Below are 17265 nucleotides of genomic sequence, written 5' to 3'. Positions count from 1 at the left end.
GTCAGCCTCGCGCATGTCGGCGAGGCCAGGGCTACACCGCGCACATCGATTGGATGACACCGCGCACGATCGGCGCGCCGTAGTCGGTCGGCGCGAACACCAGTTTCTGCACGATCGACAGCGGCGTGGTGACCGTTTCGGTGATTCCGGCGAACCCGGCGACGGTGGTGCCCGCCGAGAACAGCAAGCTGGTGATGTCGAGGGTCAGGGTCGCGAGATCGAAGGCGTGCTCGACCTGGACCTGCGCCAACGGCACCGTGTCGAGAGCCTTGCCTTCGGCGAGGTCGGCGCCGAGGTTGGCCAGGAAGGTCAGCGGGCCCAGGTCGAGGGCCTCGACCAGCGGGCCGAGGTCGTCGGCACGGCGCATCAGCATCACCTCGGCGACCCGATTGCCCGCCAGGAACTCCTGGAGCGCGTCGGCCGCCTGGTGCATCGCGACCCGGTCCACCGCCACGGCCCCACTGTCGAGGAAGGCGCGGGCGCGCTCCACGACGGTGGCCAGGGTCAATTCCGCGACGGGCGTGCAGGTGCCGTCGGCGTTCATGACCAGTGCGGCCAGATCCTCGATGGGCTGGGGAACCCGCACGGGCTCGATGACGGCGTCGCGGAGTTCCAGCGGCGGGTACACGTTCGGCGCCACGCAGCCGGCGTCGATCGAGTTCTGCACCGCACGGGCCAGCGCCTTGGTTCCGGTGAACACCGCGCCGACCACCGGTTTGAGGAACATCCCGACGGTGGGCACCATGCCCGCGACGAGTTCGGCCGGGATCTTGACGATGCCGGTCGCCAGGATGAACACCTCGATGGCGTCGTTGACGGTCAGCTGCGAGACCGACATCGTCTCGTCGATGCGCCCGGTGCGCACCGCGTCCAGACCGTTCACGAGGTAGGTGACGATCGGATCGTCGAGTTCGGCGGGCCGTACGCCGACCTGTTCCGGGCGCAGCGGCAGCCCGTCGCGGTGCACCCGCAGCGCGGCGATCCCGGCCCGGAAATCGGCAACCCGCTGGTCATAGGCGAGCAATTGCGCGGGCCCGACGGTGCCGCGCAGCACCGAGGCAGCAGCGGTCACCACGTCGTCGAAAGTCGGTGCGCCGCTGGTGCACACGGCGGTGGCATCGCTGATCGGCGTCGTGGCCAGAGTCGCGGATACGTCGGCCTGTGCGGTGCCGGGCGCGAGCATCATGCCCGTGACCAGGGTCAATGCGGTGAGGGAACCGAGGCAGGGCGCGGCACGGCGGGGCAGGGGCATTCGCATGTGCGGTGATCTCCGACCAGGGGGTGACAGGGCGAAATCGTTCGATCCGAACCTATGGCCGCCCGGTTTCCGAAACAGTCCCGTTTACATGAACACTTGCCCAACTTGGACACTAGTTCAGTTCACGTCGGGTAACTCAGATCTCCCCTGACACCGCAGTGCCGCGCAGGCCCAGCTGGTCTTCGAGCAGCTGGGCCAAGTCGCTGACGACGACATCGGCACCGGCGGTCCACAACGCCGAGGCGCCGGTCCCCCGGTCGACCCCGATCACCCGGAATCCACCCCGGCGCCCCGCTTCGACCCCCGACACCGCGTCCTCGATCACCACCGTGCGCGCCGGGTCCACGTCCAAACCCTGTGCGGCCGTGAGGAACGTGTCGGGCGCCGGTTTGCTCGCGAGGCCCTCGTCGTGGGCAACCACACCGTCGATCACCACCGCGAACCTGCCGAGCAGACCTGCGGTGTCGAGCACGAGCACCGCGTTGCGCGAGCTCGACACCACCGCCATCGGGACACCGGCGAGAGCGAGCGCGTCGACCAGACGCACCGACCCGTCGAACACCTCGACACCGTCACCACGGATGATCTCGGTGAAACAGACGTTCTTGCGGTTGCCCAGCCCGTGCACCGTCTGCGCACCGGGTGGGTCGTCCAGCTCACCGTCGGGCACACGCACCCCGCGCGAGGCCAGCACCGACCGCACGCCCGCCGCGCGTGCTTTGCCGTCCACCAGCGCGAAGTAGTCGGCATCGGTGTAGGGGGCGGCTTCGGGCGCGACGGCGGGCAGGAACTCGGTGAACAGCGCCGACCACGCCCGCCGATGCACCGCCGCGGTGTCGGTGAGAACGCCGTCGAGATCGAACAGCACTGCCTGCGCGTCGAATACGCCGGTCATGGCGCCTCGACCTCGACCACGACACCGGGTTCGAGTGTCACCGGCCGACCCCACACACTGATCCGCACCGCGGGTCCCGCACCGACCAGCTCGAATCGTGCGTCCCGATGCCCGAGATCGACTCGCACCGGCCTGCCCCGCCAGTGCACCGAGTACCGCAAGCGCTGCCAGGACGCCGGGAGCGCGGGCGCGAAACGTAATCCGTCGGCGCCGGCGCGTAAGCCCCCGAAGCCGTGCGTCGCGACCTGCCAGGTACCGGCCGCCGACGCGATGTGGATTCCCTCTTCGGTATTGCCCTGGTTGTCGTCGAGATCGACGAACGCCGCCCGCTCGAAATACCGTTGCGCCGTGCGGGAATCGCCCACCTGCAACCCCACGATCGCGTGGATCGACGGGCTGAGCGAGGACTTGTGCAGTGTGCGCTGCTCGTAGAACTCGTAGTTCAGCCGCCGGGTGGCCGGCGAGTATTCGTCGGGCAGCATGTGCAGCAACATCACCACATCGGGCTGTTTGAGCAGCGAGGTGGTCTCGCAGTCGAACGGGCTGTAGCCGGCCGGAAGTCGCGGCATGCCGTGGTCGTCCCAGTCGACGATGGGCACCACCGTGCGATCGAAATAGCCGTCGAATTGTTCGATGACACCGCAGTCGGGATCGGTCGGTGCGCGCAGCCGCTCCGCGGTGGCCAGCCACTGCGCCGGTTCGCCCGGGTCGAGCCCGATCGAACCCATGAGGTCGCGCAGGCGCTCCGGCCGTTCCGCCGACATCCGTTCGTACACCGCCGCCGCCTGCCGCAGATGCCAGTGCACCAGTGTGTTGGTGAACGCGTTGTTGTCCACATGCGAGTGGAACTCGTCCGGCCCCATCACCGTCCGGATGACCAGCGCATCACCTTCCTCGACGCACCGCTGCACCCAGAATCGGGCGGTCTCGAACAGAATCTCGGCGCCTTCCCCGAACAAGTAGTCGTCATCGCCGGTGACGGCGGCGTACCGCATGATCGCGTAGGCGATATCGGCGGTGATGTGCAGTTCTTCCTCGCGGGTGTAGAAGCGGTCTTTCCCATCCGGGGTGTATTGCGGACATTCCTCACGGCCGGTATCGGCCGATTCCCACGGATAGCGCGCGCCGCCGGTTCCGTTGCCGGCGGCCACCTCCCGTGCACCGGGCAGGGTGTGGTAGCGGTAGCCCAGCAGCGCACGGGCCGCGCGCGGCTGGGTGAACAGGAAGAACGGCAGCAGCATCACCTCCGTGTCCCAGAAGACATGCCCCCGATACCCTTCGCCCGACAGCGCTTTCGCGCCGATGCTCACGGTCGGATCCTCGGGGTCCGCGGCGATCAGCAGGTGATAGATCGCGAACCGTAGCGCCTGAGTCGCCCGAGCGTCGCCGACCACTTCGCAGTCGGCGTCGGCCCACAGCCCGTCCCAGGCCGCCCGGTTCGCCGCCGCGGCAGCATCGAACGAGTTCGCGCGCGCCACGGTGTCGAGGGCGCGCTGGCGAGGTGGGCGCACCGCTCGATAGTCGCGGCTGGTGGCGATGCCGACGAGTTTGTCGACCCGCACGGTTTCGTCGGGGCCCGCGTCGAAGTGCCACTCCACCGCGATGCCGTCGTGGCGGGAACGCTGGTGCCGCTGCCCGCTGTCGGCCGAGCAGGTGAAGGCGTAGGCCAGCTCGACCCCGCTGTCGATGGTGCGGCTCTCGATGACACCGGCCTCACCGTCGAATCCCGCACCGGCCGACACCAGGTGCGTGGACTTGGCCCATTTGTCCCACTTGCGTTCATAGCCGAATGCCGTCTGTTCGCGATAGGCAGGCAACCGTTCGAGATTGCGCCGGTTCGCATCGATTCCGGTGCGCACCGTGACTGCCCCCGCGCGGTCCAGGCACGTCACTTCGATCCGCACACAGCACAGATCTCGATCGGCGGTACTGGCGAACCGCTCGGTCCGCAGCCTGGCTCGCGCACCGCCGGGCAGCCGGAACACGGTGTCGCGGTGCAGGACTCCGCTGCGCAGATCCAGCTCCCGGCGGTGCTCGACCACCTGCGCGGACTCGGTGTCCAGGCGCATACCGTCGACGAAGACCTCGCTGTCGAGCCAGTCCGGCGCGTTCACCAGATCGATGACCGGGGAATCGTAGGCGTCGTAGACACCGGCGATGAACGTACCCGGCAACGCGCCCGTGTGCCGTTCCTCGAGCGAGCCCCGGGTGCCCAGGCGCCCGTTGCCGACGGTGAACATCGTCTCGAAGTAGTTGGCGCGCTGCGGGTTCCAGGAGTCCTCGACCAGAGTCCACGGTGTCGCCTCGTTCGAGTGGGTCCGCGCGTCCGCCGTCGCACCGCGGCTCGCGCGCGGTGCCCGGTCCGTCTGTGCCGGGTAGCCGTAGGCCGAATGCATCACGCAGCCTTCCTCGTCGAGGGGTGAGAGGTATCGATGACCGCACTGCGATGGTGACGCCGTGGGAGGAGTCAGGGCCGGGTCAGGCGGTGGCGGTGGGTCGTTCGTAGCCGGTGGCCTCGTCCATGTCCTCGAGCGACATGCCTTTGGTCTCGGGCACGAACTTGGCGACGAAGCCCAGTGACAGCAGCGCGAACACCGCGTACATCCCGTAGGCGAAGCCGAGCGAGAAGGTCTTCAGACTGGGGAACGAGACGGTGATCGCCCAGTTCGCCGCCCACTGGCCCGCCGCGGCGAGCGACAGCGCGGCGCCACGGATCCGGTTGGGGAACATCTCCCCGAGCAGCACCCAGACGACCGGTCCCCAGCTCATCCCGAAGAAGACGACGAACAGGTTCGCCGCGACCAGCGCGATCGGGCCGAGTGCACCGGTCAGGTGCGGCTCCATGACGCCCTCGGCGTCGGGCACCTGGTCGGCGCTGCCGAAGCAGATCGCCATCGTGGCCAGCGTGACGGTCATGCCGATCGAGCCGGTCAGCAGCAGCGGTTTGCGGCCCACCTTGTCGATGAGCATGATCGCGACGATCGTGGTGGCGATGTTGACCACCGAGGTGAACACGCTGATCTGGAACGACTGGGTTTCCTCGAAGCCGACGGCCTCCCACAGCACGTTCGAGTAGTAGAAGATCACGTTGATGCCCACCGCCTGCTGGAACACCGACAGCATCAACCCCACCCACACAACGGGGTAGAGCCCGCCCGCCGGACGGCGCAGGTCCTGCCAGGACGGCTTGGTGTCGCTGCGCAGGCTCTCCTCGATACGGCCGATGGTGAGCTCGAGGTTCTTCTCACCGAACAGCATCGACAGCACGCGCCGCGCCTCGGGGATCTTGTGTGTGGCGACCAGGTAGCGCGGTGACTCCGGGATCGTGGAGGCCAGCACGCCGTAGACCACGGCGGGCACCACCATGGACAAGAACATCCAGCGCCAGGCTTCGAGCCCGAACCACAGGATCTCACTCGCGCCACCGGCGAGGTGGGCGAGCACGTAGTCCACCAGCAGGGCCAGGAAGATGCCGAGCACGATGGCCAGCTGCTGCAGTGAGCCGAGCCTGCCGCGGATGCGCGCGGGCGAGGTCTCGGCGATATAGGCAGGGGCGATGACCGAGGCCACCCCGACACCGACACCACCGATCACCCGGCCCACGACCAGGATCCAGACATCGGGCGCGAAAGCGGTGACCACCGCGCTGAGGAAGAACAGGACCGCGGCGATCTTCATCACCTTGAGCCTGCCGATACGGTCGGCGACGCGGCCCGCGGTCATGGCGCCCGCGGCGGCGCCGAGCAGCGCCGAGGCCACCGCGAAGCCGAGAACGGCGTCGGCGACATCGAATTCGGATTGGATCGCCGAGACCGCCCCGTTGATCACGGCACTGTCGAAGCCGAACAACAATCCGCCCAGCGCCGCGACGGACGCGATCCGGATCACCCGGCTGCCCGAGGTCGGCTCGCCGTCGGGGAGAGCGGACTGGTCGCTGAAGGACCCTCCATCATGCATCGGCGTCGTCCTCTCCACGGCGGGCAGCGGCCGCCTCGCGAGTAGCGGCGTGAATCAGATCACAGTCTGCCCCGCAGGGGGTGCCATCTGCAGGAATTCACGATACCGAGCCCACATCGCCGTGTTGCCGGGTCGGCGTGGCGGCTGCGCTGGGCACCGCACGTTCACCTTCGCGACACGCGCACCCTTTAGCGTCACGGGGATGACCGATGTCGAGACTCGTCCGATCCCCCGTGATATCAGCGAGATCGCCGATCTCGCGACCGTGGTGAACCTGGCCGACACCACCGGATTCACCGTCGACGACAGCGACGACGACGATCCGATCCTGCTCACCGAACCCGGCGGCCTGGTCGTCGACACCTGGCGCGAGGGCTACCCCTACGACGAGCGCCTCTCGCGCCTGCGATACGACCTCGACAAGCGGTTACTGCAGATCGAACTGCTGAAACTGCAGAACTGGGTCAAGGCCACCGGTCGCCGCGTCGTCATCGTGTTCGAGGGTCGCGACGCCGCGGGCAAGGGCGGCACCATCAAACGATTCATGGAACACCTGAATCCGCGCGGGGCCCGGGTCGTGGCGCTGGAGAAGCCCTCCGCGCGCGAATCCACCCAGTGGTATTTCCAGCGCTACGTCGAGCACCTGCCCGCCGCGGGTGAGATCGTGCTGTTCGACCGTTCCTGGTACAACCGCGCCGGTGTCGAACGGGTGATGGATTTCTGCACGCCCGAACAGCATCGACGGTTCCTCGCGCAGGTGCCGCTGTTCGAACGGATGCTCGTCGACGACGGTATCGACCTGGTCAAGTTCTGGTTCTCGGTCTCACCCCTGGAGCAGCGCACCCGCTTCGCCATCCGCCAGGTCGACCCGGTGCGGCACTGGAAGCTCTCGCCCATGGACCTGGCCTCGCTCGACAAATGGGACGACTACACCGCGGCCAAGGAAGAGAACTTCGAGCACACCGACACCGACCACGCGCCGTGGATCGTGGTCAAGAGCAACGACAAGAAACGCGCCAGGCTCAACGCGATGCGGCACGTGCTGAGCGGGTTCGACTACGACAACAAGGATGCCGAGATCGTCGGCACCGCCGACCCACTGATCGTGGGCCGCGGGCGCGACGTCATCGGTTCCTGAATGTTCTAGCGAGTCAAGGCGACTCGGTGCGCGTCGAGCATCAGCGTGGCGATCTCGTCGCGCTCCGCGTCGTCGAGGACGTCGAAGCAGGGTGCGATCAGTTCGTCGGTCAGCTTCTCCGCCGCGTCCCAGCGCACCCGCACATCGTCGGTGACCGTCTCGAACGGTTCGGTCCAGCCGAGAAATTTCGCGTGACCGGGTCCGTCGAGGATCGGGGAGCCCGCGACCAGGATCGCCTGCAGCGGGGTCAGGCCGTTGGCCATCACCGCCACCAGGTGCAGTCCGCCACGAAGCTCGCGCAGCACATGGGTCAGTTGCAGCACCGCGGCCCGCCCGTCCTCGGGCACCGGCATGGCCCGCCAGCCGGCGAACAGCGGCAGCCCGGTCGAGGGTGCGGCATCGACCACACGGCGCAGCAGGTGCGCGAGCCGGTCGGCCTGCTCGAACGCGGCCAGCTTGCGTTGCCCGAAATCACGACACGCGACCATGTATTCCACCGCGGCGTCGGCGGCGGGCATCGGCACCGATTCCCATGCGGCACGCACACATCCGGGTTCGAAGAAGCCGAAGGCGGCGGTCACCACGTCGGCGTCGACGTCACCGAGCACCCCACCACGTCCTCGCGTGTAAGCGCCGTGGAACCCGGCCACCCCGGTCGTCTCCCCGAACGCCCTGGCCTCGCGCGAGATCATGAACGCCCCACCGAGTTCGAGTACCTGCCGTTTGACCGCTGCCGACGTCATTCGTCTGCCACCTTCCGCTGTTGTCCACTCCAGGCAGACTTTAGCGTTCCATAGTCAGATGCGGTAGCCCCTTCGCGAGGGCAACGACCGAAATCCCCTCGACCGCACCTAGGCTGGATCCCATGACCAACCAGCTCGTGGCGATCCTGTCCGGCGCCGGTGTCTCCACCGACAGCGGAATCCCGGACTATCGCGGCCCGGCGGGCCTGTGGCAGCGCGACCCCGACGCCCAGAAACTGGTCACCTACGACTACTACATGGCCGATCCCGACATCCGCCGCCGATCCTGGCTCATGCGTGGCGAGCACCCCGCCTGGCGTGCCCGGCCCAACCCCGCCCACCAGGCCGTCACCGCACTGGCCGCCACCGGGACGGCGGTGCGCGTGATCACCCAGAACGTCGACGGACTGCACCAGCTCGCCGGCCTGCCCGACCGCAAAGTCCTCGAACTGCACGGCAACGCCCGCACGGTGCTGTGCACCTCCTGCGACGACCGCACCACCACCGAGCAGGCCCTCGACCGCGTCACCGCGGGCGAACCCGACCCCGCCTGCCTGCGCTGTGGCGGCATCCTCAAAACCGCGACGGTCATGTTCGGCCAAGCACTCGACCCCGAAGTGCTCGGGCACGCCATGGCGATCGCCCAGGCCTGCACCGTGTTCATCGCCGCCGGCACCAGCCTGCAGGTCCAACCCGCCGCGTCGCTGGCCGGTGTCGCCGCCGATCACGGGGCCCGCCTGATCATCGTCAACGCCGAACCCACCCCCTACGACGACCTAGCCGACGAGGTCATCCGCGAACCCATCGGCACCGCGCTGCCCGCCCTGCTGGCAACATTGGCCACGACGAAGGCCGAGCACAACGGCTAATCTCGGCAGATGACCGTCGACACCGGCCGCACCAGCCGGAAGACCTGGCTCACAGTCGAATTCGTCGCCCTCTTCTTCGGCCTGACCGGCTTGTTCGCGGCGTTGCTGCGCGGAGTGAGCCCGCTGCCTTTCCTTGTGGTGATCACCGTCGGCATCGTGATCTACCTGCGCCGCACCGGTTTCGACCGTCGCGACTTCTGGCGGGCCGACGCACTGCGTCCCACCCTGCCCGGCATCCTCGCGCTCTGGGCGATCTCGGCTCTGACCCTCGCCGCCGCGGTGGCGGTGTTCCGGCCCGATTCGCTGTTCGATCTGCCACGCGAACGTCCCCTGATCTGGGTCCTGGTCCTGGTGTTCTATCCGCTGGTCAGCGTCTATCCGCAGGAACTGCTGTTCCGCGCCTTCCTGTTCCACCGCTACGCGCCGATCTTCGGCGACGGTCCGCGCATGATCGCCGCCAGCGCCGTCGCGTTCGGTTTCGCCCACTTCATCGTCGGCAACTGGATCTCGGTGCTGCTGAGCGCGGCAGCCGGTGTTCTGTTCGCAGTCCGGTATCGGCGGACCCGCTCGCTGCTCACCACCTCGGTGGAGCATGCTCTCTACGGCATCCTCGTGTTCACCGTCGGCCTCGGCGACTTGTTCTATCACGGGGCCGCGGCCGCGTAACTTTTCTCGACGCGGGGCCGAGGTGAACTCTCGGCGGCGTTGCGTCGTAGTGCTGGATGGTGGGGGGTCGAGACTGCGGCCGCCCGGGGCGATGACGGAGACCGGATGCGAGTGCTGTTCGTCGCAATGCCGCTGATCGGGCATCTGTTCCCGATGATGCCGCTGGCCGACACTCTGCGCGAGCGCGGGCACGACGTCATGGTGGCTACCGGTGGGGACGCGGCCGCGGTGGTACGGGCGCGATTGCCGGTGGCCGATGTCGCCCCGCCGATCCACTATCTGCGTGCCGCAGTGCGCGGGCTGGGCAGGCATCCGGTGCTGGCGGTGCGGTCGGGGCAAGGGATGGCGGACGCGCGCGGCGGCGCCCACGTCTTCGCGGTCACCAATCGGCCGATGATCGAGCCGCTGCTGCGTGCCGCCACCGAGTTCGCGCCGGAGGTGATCGTGCACGAGCCGTTCGCGTCGGCCGCGGCGATCGTGGCCGACCGGCTCGGCGTCCCCACGGTCCTGCACAACATCGCCCTCGACCACGGCACGGTCATCCGCCGTGAACTACTGCGTCTACTCACCGACGCCGCCCTGCCCGCACCAGCGAACACCCTGTCCATCGCCCCACCCAGCATCGTCCGGGTCGAGGGGCGACCGGTGCGCTACACCCCGTACTCCACCCCGGGCGCGGACACACCCGCGTTCCTGCGCGAATCGTCCACGCGCCGACGCATTCTCGTCACCCGCTCGACCATGCTCGGCGACGGCCCGGACACGATGCTGCGGGCGATCGTGCGCGCCGCACCGTATGTCGACGCCGACATCGTCATCGTGCGACCCGATCGAAAGACACTGCGCAACACCGCGCTTCCCGCGAACATCCGCACAACCGGGTGGATCGCCCTGCACGAAGCGCTGCCCCACTGCACCGCCATGGTCAACCACGCGGGAGCCGGTTCGGTCTATGCCGCCCTCCACGCCGGTGTCCCCCAGATCGCCACCCCCGCGCCTGGCGACCGAGCCTGGAACGCTGTGTCGGTGCAGCGCCGCGGTGCCGGGCTGTCGGTGCCTGCCCGTTCGATCACCGCCGCCCACCTCAACGCCGTGATCTCCGACCCCGACCTGACGGCCAACGCGCGGGTGGTCGCCGCCGAGATCGCCGCGATGCCCAGTGTCACCGACATCGCCGACGAGCTGACCCGATCGGTCGGCGCCCGGTGAGCTAAGGCGCTTGCACCAGCGTCAGCTTCGACGTCTTCCGCACGGTGAACCCCAGCGTCTCGTACAAGCTGATCGCCGTCGTGTTGTGGGCGACCGCATGCAGAAACGGCGTCTCACCCCGCGCGCGGATTCCGGCCCCGACCGCCCGAATCAGCCGCGAGGCGATCCCCCGGCCCCGGAATTCGGCGTCGGTGCACACCGCGCTGATCTCGGTCCACCCCGGCGGATGCAGCCGCTCTCCCGCCATCGCCACCAGCCGACCCTCGACCCGCAGTCCGAGATAGGTGCCCATCTCGATGGTGCGCGGCGCGTACGGGCCAGGTTCGGTTCGGGCGATCAGCTCCAGGATCTCGGGAACATCAGCGGCAGTGAGCGTTTCGAGCTCGGGATCGAGGGCGACCCGCAACCGCGCACCGTCCATCTGCACGGTGCCGAATTCGCCGAGCACCGTCCACGCCGACGGCACCACATGCCCGAGCCCGCGGATCCCCGCACTGCCGCCCGACCCGAGCACAGTCCCCAGATCAGCCCAATCCTGCTCATCCAGCACCGCCGGATGGCCGACGAATCGCGCCACCTCCGGCTCATAGCGCCCGATCCGCCCTGTCCACCGCGCGAACCGACTGTGCTCGCCCCGCAACGAAGCCCGCACCGGATCATCGAGCGGATGTACCGCGATATCGACGTCGACGGTCAACACACTCTCCTCACCAGGCATCCCGAACGCCGAAACGTTAGCCGACCACACAACCGCCGGTCACCGTTTGCACTCACCACGATTCCGGCTCGCGTCCTCGGGTACATCGTCTCGCCCCTCCGGAACCGCCCGCGCAACGAGCGGACGGAGTCAGTGCTCGGTGAGCGAAAGCTGGATATCCAGTTCCAGCAGATAGTGATTCACCGCCACAGCGGCTGTGGATCCCGCGGCTGCGGCGTGCATCAGTTGCGCAGGAGAATCGGCGACATTGCCCGCAGCCCACACACCAGCCACGCTGGTGCGCCCGGTCGCATCGACCGCGACCCAACCATCGTCACCGACCGCGCATCGCAGCCGGGTGAGCAGCTCGTCACGGGGAGTGAAACAGGGCCCGACAAAGGCCGCTTTCCGCGCAATGAGCTGTCCCGATGCGAGTTCCACGCCGTGGAAGCTGCCGTCCTGCACAACAACTCGGCTCACATCGCCCTCGATGACGTGAACTCCGCGCGCGGACAGGCGGCGGCGCTCAGCCTCCGACAACACGATCTCTCGCGGGAAGAACAGGACGTCGTCGGACCACTGACGCACCAGCGACGCTTGGTGCACAGAAAACGCCCTACATCTCGGCATGTCCAGGGCCGGCGTCAGCAAGACACTCACCAAACTCGAGCGGCGAGGACTGATCGCCCGCACCCAGAACCCGACCGATCGCCGATCGACCCTGATCCAGCTCACCCCGGCCGGAATCCACTTGATCGATGAGGTCTTCCCTCGTGAGATACAGGCCCACGCGCAACTTCTGGCCGACCTGAATCACGACCGCTCGACAGTGCTGCACAGCTTGGACCGCCTCGCCCGAAGTCTCGAAGCTCGAAGCGATGTGGGCGACGTCATTGTGTATTCGATCACTCAGCCTGCGGAAACGGCTCAGATCCCACGTCGGCTCAGATCGCTCGAACTAGCGTCTGATCATGACCGGGCCATCGCCGACCTCATCGCCACGGAATCCGCACTACATCCTCCCCAATGAATGGGATTTCGCGAACGAACGCCTTGCACTGCTCGGTGCCGCCTATGACCCTGAGAGCATCGCGCTTGCCCGGAGACTGGGCGTGGGTGCGGGATGGCGGTGTCTGGAAGCCGGGGCCGGCGGCGGCTCGTTCGCGCGTTGGTTATGCGATGCCACAGCGCCGGGTGGTCGAGTCCTCGCGGTCGACGCTGACCCACGCCACCTGACGGATCTGCCCCGCCGTGGCGGCGAAGTCGCCCGGATGGACCTCGTCACCGACGAACTCCCCGAAAGCGCGTTCGATTTCGTCCACACGCGATTCGTGCTGCTCCACATCGCCCAACGAGACATTGTTCTGCAGCGACTGGTCCGGGCGCTGGCACCAGGCGGCGTCCTCTTACTCGAAGAAGGCGACGGCCTCGGCGTCCTCGATGAACTACCCGGCGCGTTCGGGGAGGTCTGGCGAGCCTTCGCGCGTTCGACCGAGACCGCAGGCGCGAACCAAGCATGGGCTCGAGACCTGCCCGAACACCTGGGAGCTGTGGGGCTCGTCGACGTTCGAGCAGAGGCGCAGATTCCGATGTTCCGCGGCGGTTCGCCGATGGCGCACATGTGGAACCTCACCTGGGCGCAGGTACACGAAACCTTGATAGCACTTGACGTCTCGCCCGAAGTCATCGCCGCCGCGCAGGCCGAGCTGGCGGACGAACGACGGTGGTTCTATGCCCCGCCCACGATCCGCGTATGGGGCCGAGCTCGCTAACGACGCGCCCGGACAGCCGCACCGATCAACTCACGAGCACCGTCACCGAACACCGCCCGATCGTTCAACACCGCGAACATCCGCTCGTACAGGGCGATCTCACGCGGCTGCGTCACCGACAACTCCGCGGTCACCGTCTCGACCTGAACGAGCCGCCGATCGAAGATCGCAAACCCGTTCGTCGCCGGCCCCTCGTACGGGCGTCCATCATCTGACGGTTTTTCGATCGGCACCGTCGAGTAGATCGCCGGTGGCCGCAAGTACGGTCCCCGAAGGTGATCGCACCGGGCCCTCTAAGGCGTGTAGACCATATGGAGCTCGAATCTGAAGCCGGTGTCCTTCTCGTGGACGTCGACTCCCAGGCACAGGTCGCTGCGGCCTTCCTCGGCAGTCCACAGGTCGACGAGGACCTCCCAGCTATCGCCGCCCCTCCACATGGTGCACGAGCTTTCCCACGTGTGATCAGGGAGTTCGACAAGGGTTGCACCGTAGGATTCGATGGTGCCTCGAATGTGTGCCGCCAGGGTGTCCGGGATCGGCTCGACGGTGTCGATCTCGCCGATGAGCTGGTAATCGCCGCGCGCCAGGGCTCGAACGACCGATTGAAGGACGGGCCGCCAAACGCCTGCGACAGGCCGCTGGATGTCGTCTTTGACGGGAAGCCGACCATGGCCGGGCGGATCATCGTTCACCTATAGCTCCTCCATTTCCGGTTCCGTGAGCAGGGACAAAGACGAGCGTGGCGGTGAAGTCACTGCTGCTACACCGGTTTTCGATGCGTTCCCGCTGTTTGACCCGTCGTGAGGCGGGCATTCGCACTGAGCAAGAGACAAACCTCTACCGGAGGGACAGTGTCGTGTTCACACATCTACGAGGGGCCGTGTTGGTCGGGCTGCTGGTTGTCGCAGGCTGCGCTACCAGCACCGAGGCACCCGATCCCGGTTTGCCACCGTCGGCCGAGGGCGCGCCTGAAATCTCCGATGAGGCTGCCGTGCACCTGTGCGAGATGATGGCCCCGGATCTCGATAATTGGCGTGCGCAGGGGGTCACTGTGGCGCGCGTGTCGTTCAACGCCACGGTGCAGAACTGGGCGGTGCGTAGCGGCGGTATCAATGTGGCGGTGGCTCGCAATCGCGAGGTGATCGATACCGTCACCCAGCAGCACTGCGCTGATGTGCGCCGGCAGGCCGTAGAGGCCCTGGATGTGCCGGATCTGGCCTCAGCGCTCGCCGGAATCTGAGGCGCCTGGGCCGGACACCGCGGCGGGCGAGGTTTCCTCGATGCCCTCGGCTCCACGGCGCCGGTCGCGCAACACCAGCACGCCCGCCGCGACCGCCCAGATCACCGCGAACGCGACCGCGCGCATCAGACTCCAGTTGACCATCAGCATCACGAGGGCGACGCCACCGAACAGTGTCAACAGCCGGGCGGTACTCGTCTGACCTTTCATCGCCCGATCATCGCACGGTCCCCGCGTCCTGCCACGACGAGCAGTCACCGGTCAGCTCTCGACCCGCACGACCTCGTCGCGAACCGCAGGCCGGCGGGTGGCCCAAGCCAGCGCGGGCACGATCAGCAATGCGATCCCCGCACCGAGGAACGCCAGACCCGGGTAGTCGGCGAAGGCCACGACAACCCCCGATCCCAGCCCGCCACCCGCACCCGCGATCGCGATACCCACATCGACGGTGCCCTGCGTCCGAGCACGGGTAGCGACCGGCGTCGCATCCGCGATCATGGTCGTCCCCGCAACCAACCCCAGATTCCAGCCCACCCCGAGCAACCCGAGCGCCACCGCCAGCGCCCCGACCGAACTCGGCGGGGCGAGCGCGGCAGCCGACCCGGCCGCGACCAACGTCGCCGCGGCCGCCACGGCGACCAGCCCCGGCCCGAACCGATCGACGAGCATCCCCGACAGCAACGACGGCAGATACATCCCCGCGACATGCACCGCGATCACGAATCCCGCCGCACCGACCCCGTGCCCGTGATGCTGCATATGGATCGGTGTCATCGTCATGATCGCGGCCATCACCAACTGCGTCACGACCATCACCGTCGTTCCGGCCACGATCGGCGCCGACCACTGGGTCGGTGCGTCCGTCACGACGACCTCGCCGGGCGGCTCCGCCATCGCGCGGGCGAGCACGAGCGGGTCCGGACGCAACATCACCCACAGCACCAGCGCCGCCAGCACATACGCCGCCCCGGACAGCACGAACGGACCGGACAGCGCCGGAATTCCCCAGCTCACAGCCATATTCGACATCGGTGTCGTCAGGTTCGGCCCGACCACCACACCGACCGTCGTCGCCACCAGCACCGTGCTGATCGCGCGCGCCCGATGTGCGGGCTTCGCCAGATCGGCGCCGGCGTATCGCGCTTGCAGGCTCGTGGCGGTGCCTGCCCCGTACACGATCAGCGACACGAACAGCAGCGGCAGGCTCCCGGTCACCGCGGCCGCCACCACCCCGAAACTGCCCAGCGCGCCGGTCAGATAGCCCAGGGTCAGGCCTGCCCGTCGACCCGCCCGCTGCGAAATCCGCCCCACCCCGACCGCCGCCGCGGCTGACCCGACCGTGAACATCGCCGCGGGCAACCCCGCCAGCCCGGTCGACCCGAGCATGTCCTGCGCCAGCAACGCACCGACGGTGATACCCGCAGCAAGCCCCGCGCCACTGAAGATCTGCGCCGCGACCAACACCGCCAGCGTGCGCCGTTGCGCGGGATGCTCGCTCATGAGCGTCATCATCGCGGCAAAGATGGACGCCGGTCCAGTCGTTGGGCGCAGAAAGGTCCAGCGGCAACGAACCGGCCTCTTCGAACTCGGCGGCTAGCGCAAGTACGGCCCCAACTTGATGTTCACCGCGGACCCGACATCCTCGATCGAGGTGATCGGCCACACCCGCCCCGGCTGCATCGTGCCGGCGGCGGTGGCGTAGCCGACCACGTCGAGTGCCGCGGCGCCCTCGTCGTCCTGAAGAATGCCGGCCTCGGTGCGCACCCCATCGGAGAACACCACATCGAACTCGTCGGCCATGCGATCGGCGCGCACCACCACACCGGGAAACAGATGCGAATAGTCGACGATGATCCGTCCCGGCTCAGCGCGTTCGTTCATCGACGTCCTTTCCGAGCTCCGACCTCAATGCCCACACGGATCGGTGAGGTGCAGCCCTTCGCTGACCTTGATCCGGCGATGCTCGGCGAGCACGATCCCCACCCCGAACAGCAAACACACACCGCTGAGGATTCCGGCGATCACCGCCCATCCGACGAACCCGGAACCGGCGGCCGTCAAGGTGGCCGCGAGCATCACGATGCCGACTCCGACGAGGAACAGCCCCGGCCAATTGAGCGAGTCCTGAATCGACTCACCCGCATGTGAGCGCGTCGTGCGCTCGGTGTCGGGAAACTTGTGTTGATGGGGATCGATGTAGTCAGTCATGGCACGGCCTCCTTCCGACGAGAGTTCTCCGTTTTCCGCGCGTACCCCCGATTCAATCGGGCAAACCAGCAGAATCGCTCGCGTTCTCCCGAACGAGGACGAAAAAGTACGGCTCGGGAAAATTGCGGTAGTCCATCAGGCCTAACACGGTGTTCTCGTCGATCCGGCGGAACACATCGATGATCGGCAGGTGGTCGTACACCATCGCCGTGGTGACAACCCCACGGTGCTCGACCGCCCGCAGCCGCGCCCGGTACCCGCGGGCACGCAACGCCGGTTTCAGCACCCCGAGCAGTCCCCGGCCCCGGTCCACGACCTTGCTCGGCACCTTCCCGACCAGGCCCAACGGCACCCGTTGCGGATCGACAGCGAAAATATCGCCGGCCGGACCGCGAAACAGCAGCGGATGCACACTGTCGAGACCGTCGAACTGCTTGCCGTACCACCCCGACGCGACGAGCAAGCCGTCCAGCTGATGCCCGGTCGCGAGCTCGCGACCACTCCATCGGCCGGTGAGCTCAGACGCGAGCACCGGCGCGAGACTGTCGAACAGAGCCAGCGCGTCCGGTCGGGAACACGCGGGTTCGAGTGCGGTAAGTCGGTCGATCGTCAT

General features: G+C 67.6%; 20 protein-coding genes. 7 read left to right on the top strand and 13 right to left on the bottom strand.

What is annotated here, in order from left to right; translation table 11 throughout:
* Positions 1-31 precede the first annotated feature (31 nt).
* From ACFWFP_RS07785 to ACFWFP_RS07770, 4 genes are all read right to left on the bottom strand, one after another.
* The gene (locus ACFWFP_RS07785; RefSeq protein ID WP_379293907.1) at positions 32-1258 is read right to left on the bottom strand and encodes a hypothetical protein; all 1227 of its coding nucleotides are present in this window, start codon (positions 1256-1258) and stop codon (positions 32-34) included.
* Between the two features lie 136 nt (positions 1259-1394).
* A complete protein-coding gene (locus ACFWFP_RS07780; RefSeq protein WP_379293905.1) occupies positions 1395-2153 on the bottom strand; it encodes an HAD family hydrolase in 759 nt (252 codons plus the stop codon).
* On the bottom strand, positions 2150-4549 hold the full coding sequence (locus ACFWFP_RS07775; RefSeq protein WP_379295101.1) for a glycoside hydrolase family 65 protein: 2400 nt from the start codon (positions 4547-4549) through the stop codon (positions 2150-2152). The genes ACFWFP_RS07780 and ACFWFP_RS07775 overlap by 4 nt, the downstream gene beginning before the upstream one ends.
* Positions 4550-4631: 82 nt before the next feature.
* A complete protein-coding gene (locus tag ACFWFP_RS07770) occupies positions 4632-6110 on the bottom strand; it encodes a sugar porter family MFS transporter (RefSeq protein ID WP_379293903.1) in 1479 nt (492 codons plus the stop codon).
* A gap of 202 nt (positions 6111-6312) precedes the next feature.
* On the opposite strand from ACFWFP_RS07770, the gene ppk2 reads away from it, so the two are divergent.
* Positions 6313-7248 (top strand): polyphosphate kinase 2, encoded by a 936-nt coding sequence (gene ppk2 / locus ACFWFP_RS07765; protein ID WP_379293901.1) that lies wholly within the window; start codon positions 6313-6315, stop codon positions 7246-7248.
* Positions 7249-7253: 5 nt separating this feature from the next.
* On the opposite strand, the gene ACFWFP_RS07760 is transcribed toward ppk2, so the two are convergent.
* Entirely contained in the window at positions 7254-7991 is a 738-nt protein-coding gene (locus ACFWFP_RS07760) for a hypothetical protein (protein WP_379293899.1), read from the bottom strand.
* A gap of 122 nt (positions 7992-8113) precedes the next feature.
* Between ACFWFP_RS07760 and ACFWFP_RS07755 the strand changes: the two genes are divergently transcribed.
* The 3 genes from ACFWFP_RS07755 (at position 8114) to ACFWFP_RS07745 (ending at position 10735) form a co-directional block, all read left to right on the top strand.
* On the top strand, positions 8114-8860 hold the full coding sequence (locus tag ACFWFP_RS07755; RefSeq protein WP_379293897.1) for an NAD-dependent deacetylase: 747 nt from the start codon (positions 8114-8116) through the stop codon (positions 8858-8860).
* Positions 8861-8869: 9 nt separating this feature from the next.
* Positions 8870-9526, top strand: a complete 657-nt coding sequence (locus ACFWFP_RS07750) for a CPBP family intramembrane glutamic endopeptidase (protein ID WP_379293895.1) — start codon at positions 8870-8872, stop codon at positions 9524-9526.
* Positions 9527-9631: 105 nt separating this feature from the next.
* Complete coding sequence (locus ACFWFP_RS07745) at positions 9632-10735, top strand: glycosyltransferase (protein WP_379293893.1); 1104 nt, start codon at positions 9632-9634, stop codon at positions 10733-10735.
* Position 10736: 1 nt separating this feature from the next.
* Here the strand turns inward: ACFWFP_RS07745 and ACFWFP_RS07740 are convergent, their stop codons facing one another.
* Both ACFWFP_RS07740 and ACFWFP_RS07735 read right to left on the bottom strand, forming a co-directional pair.
* Positions 10737-11453 (bottom strand): GNAT family N-acetyltransferase, encoded by a 717-nt coding sequence (locus ACFWFP_RS07740; protein WP_379293891.1) that lies wholly within the window; start codon positions 11451-11453, stop codon positions 10737-10739.
* 129 nt (positions 11454-11582) lie between these two features.
* Positions 11583-12083 (bottom strand): FAD-dependent oxidoreductase, encoded by a 501-nt coding sequence (locus tag ACFWFP_RS07735; RefSeq protein WP_379293889.1) that lies wholly within the window; start codon positions 12081-12083, stop codon positions 11583-11585.
* Between ACFWFP_RS07735 and ACFWFP_RS07730 the strand changes: the two genes are divergently transcribed.
* Both ACFWFP_RS07730 and ACFWFP_RS07725 read left to right on the top strand, forming a co-directional pair.
* Complete coding sequence (locus ACFWFP_RS07730; RefSeq protein WP_379293887.1) at positions 12061-12462, top strand: MarR family winged helix-turn-helix transcriptional regulator; 402 nt, start codon at positions 12061-12063, stop codon at positions 12460-12462. The genes ACFWFP_RS07735 and ACFWFP_RS07730 overlap by 23 nt on opposite strands.
* The gene (locus tag ACFWFP_RS07725; protein WP_379293885.1) at positions 12404-13204 is read left to right on the top strand and encodes a class I SAM-dependent methyltransferase; all 801 of its coding nucleotides are present in this window, start codon (positions 12404-12406) and stop codon (positions 13202-13204) included. Before ACFWFP_RS07730 ends, ACFWFP_RS07725 begins: the two co-directional genes overlap by 59 nt.
* A 293-nt stretch (positions 13205-13497) precedes the next feature.
* Here the strand turns inward: ACFWFP_RS07725 and ACFWFP_RS07720 are convergent, their stop codons facing one another.
* Positions 13498-13896 (bottom strand): hypothetical protein, encoded by a 399-nt coding sequence (locus tag ACFWFP_RS07720; RefSeq protein WP_379293883.1) that lies wholly within the window; start codon positions 13894-13896, stop codon positions 13498-13500.
* A gap of 188 nt (positions 13897-14084) precedes the next feature.
* Here ACFWFP_RS07720 and ACFWFP_RS07715 point away from each other — a divergent pair, with 188 nt between their 5' ends.
* Positions 14085-14444: a hypothetical protein gene (locus ACFWFP_RS07715; RefSeq protein ID WP_379295100.1), complete on the top strand. Its 360-nt coding sequence runs from the start codon at positions 14085-14087 to the stop codon at positions 14442-14444.
* Here ACFWFP_RS07715 and ACFWFP_RS07710 read toward each other — a convergent pair.
* The 5 genes from ACFWFP_RS07710 to ACFWFP_RS07690 form a co-directional block, all read right to left on the bottom strand.
* On the bottom strand, positions 14424-14654 hold the full coding sequence (locus tag ACFWFP_RS07710) for a hypothetical protein (protein WP_379293881.1): 231 nt from the start codon (positions 14652-14654) through the stop codon (positions 14424-14426). The two genes, ACFWFP_RS07715 and ACFWFP_RS07710, sit on opposite strands and share 21 nt — an antisense overlap.
* Before the next feature lie 51 nt (positions 14655-14705).
* Complete coding sequence (locus ACFWFP_RS07705) at positions 14706-15944, bottom strand: MFS transporter (protein WP_379293879.1); 1239 nt, start codon at positions 15942-15944, stop codon at positions 14706-14708.
* Between the two features lie 93 nt (positions 15945-16037).
* Positions 16038-16325, bottom strand: coding sequence for a hypothetical protein (locus tag ACFWFP_RS07700; protein WP_379293877.1), 288 nt, complete (start codon positions 16323-16325; stop codon positions 16038-16040).
* Between the two features lie 24 nt (positions 16326-16349).
* Positions 16350-16652 (bottom strand): hypothetical protein, encoded by a 303-nt coding sequence (locus ACFWFP_RS07695; RefSeq protein WP_378990032.1) that lies wholly within the window; start codon positions 16650-16652, stop codon positions 16350-16352.
* Between the two features lie 52 nt (positions 16653-16704).
* Positions 16705-17265, bottom strand: a complete 561-nt coding sequence (locus ACFWFP_RS07690) for a DUF4334 domain-containing protein (protein WP_379293875.1) — start codon at positions 17263-17265, stop codon at positions 16705-16707.

Origin of the sequence: Nocardia sp. NPDC060249 (genome assembly GCF_042728755.1) — a bacterium.
Classification (GTDB): Bacteria; Actinomycetota; Actinomycetes; order Mycobacteriales; family Mycobacteriaceae; genus Nocardia.
Note: the sequence above shows the minus strand (reverse complement) of the source record. Positions and strands in the feature narration are given on the sequence as shown.

Coding starts and splice junctions, on each gene's coding strand:
- ACFWFP_RS07730 (WP_379293887.1), top strand. CDS start 12,061: ATGTCCAGGGCCGGCGTCAGCAAGACACTCACCAAACTCGAGCGGCGA.
- ACFWFP_RS07690 (WP_379293875.1), bottom strand. CDS start 17,265: ATGACGATCGACCGACTTACCGCACTCGAACCCGCGTGTTCCCGACCG.
- ACFWFP_RS07700 (WP_379293877.1), bottom strand. CDS start 16,325: ATGAACGAACGCGCTGAGCCGGGACGGATCATCGTCGACTATTCGCAT.
- ACFWFP_RS07705 (WP_379293879.1), bottom strand. CDS start 15,944: ATGAGCGAGCATCCCGCGCAACGGCGCACGCTGGCGGTGTTGGTCGCG.
- ACFWFP_RS07740 (WP_379293891.1), bottom strand. CDS start 11,453: ATGCCTGGTGAGGAGAGTGTGTTGACCGTCGACGTCGATATCGCGGTA.
- ppk2 (WP_379293901.1), top strand. CDS start 6,313: ATGACCGATGTCGAGACTCGTCCGATCCCCCGTGATATCAGCGAGATC.
- ACFWFP_RS07725 (WP_379293885.1), top strand. CDS start 12,404: ATGACCGGGCCATCGCCGACCTCATCGCCACGGAATCCGCACTACATC.
- ACFWFP_RS07745 (WP_379293893.1), top strand. CDS start 9,632: ATGCGAGTGCTGTTCGTCGCAATGCCGCTGATCGGGCATCTGTTCCCG.
- ACFWFP_RS07695 (WP_378990032.1), bottom strand. CDS start 16,652: ATGACTGACTACATCGATCCCCATCAACACAAGTTTCCCGACACCGAG.
- ACFWFP_RS07775 (WP_379295101.1), bottom strand. CDS start 4,549: ATGCATTCGGCCTACGGCTACCCGGCACAGACGGACCGGGCACCGCGC.
- ACFWFP_RS07785 (WP_379293907.1), bottom strand. CDS start 1,258: ATGCGAATGCCCCTGCCCCGCCGTGCCGCGCCCTGCCTCGGTTCCCTC.
- ACFWFP_RS07770 (WP_379293903.1), bottom strand. CDS start 6,110: ATGCATGATGGAGGGTCCTTCAGCGACCAGTCCGCTCTCCCCGACGGC.
- ACFWFP_RS07750 (WP_379293895.1), top strand. CDS start 8,870: ATGACCGTCGACACCGGCCGCACCAGCCGGAAGACCTGGCTCACAGTC.
- ACFWFP_RS07710 (WP_379293881.1), bottom strand. CDS start 14,654: ATGAAAGGTCAGACGAGTACCGCCCGGCTGTTGACACTGTTCGGTGGC.
- ACFWFP_RS07760 (WP_379293899.1), bottom strand. CDS start 7,991: ATGACGTCGGCAGCGGTCAAACGGCAGGTACTCGAACTCGGTGGGGCG.
- ACFWFP_RS07780 (WP_379293905.1), bottom strand. CDS start 2,153: ATGACCGGCGTATTCGACGCGCAGGCAGTGCTGTTCGATCTCGACGGC.
- ACFWFP_RS07755 (WP_379293897.1), top strand. CDS start 8,114: ATGACCAACCAGCTCGTGGCGATCCTGTCCGGCGCCGGTGTCTCCACC.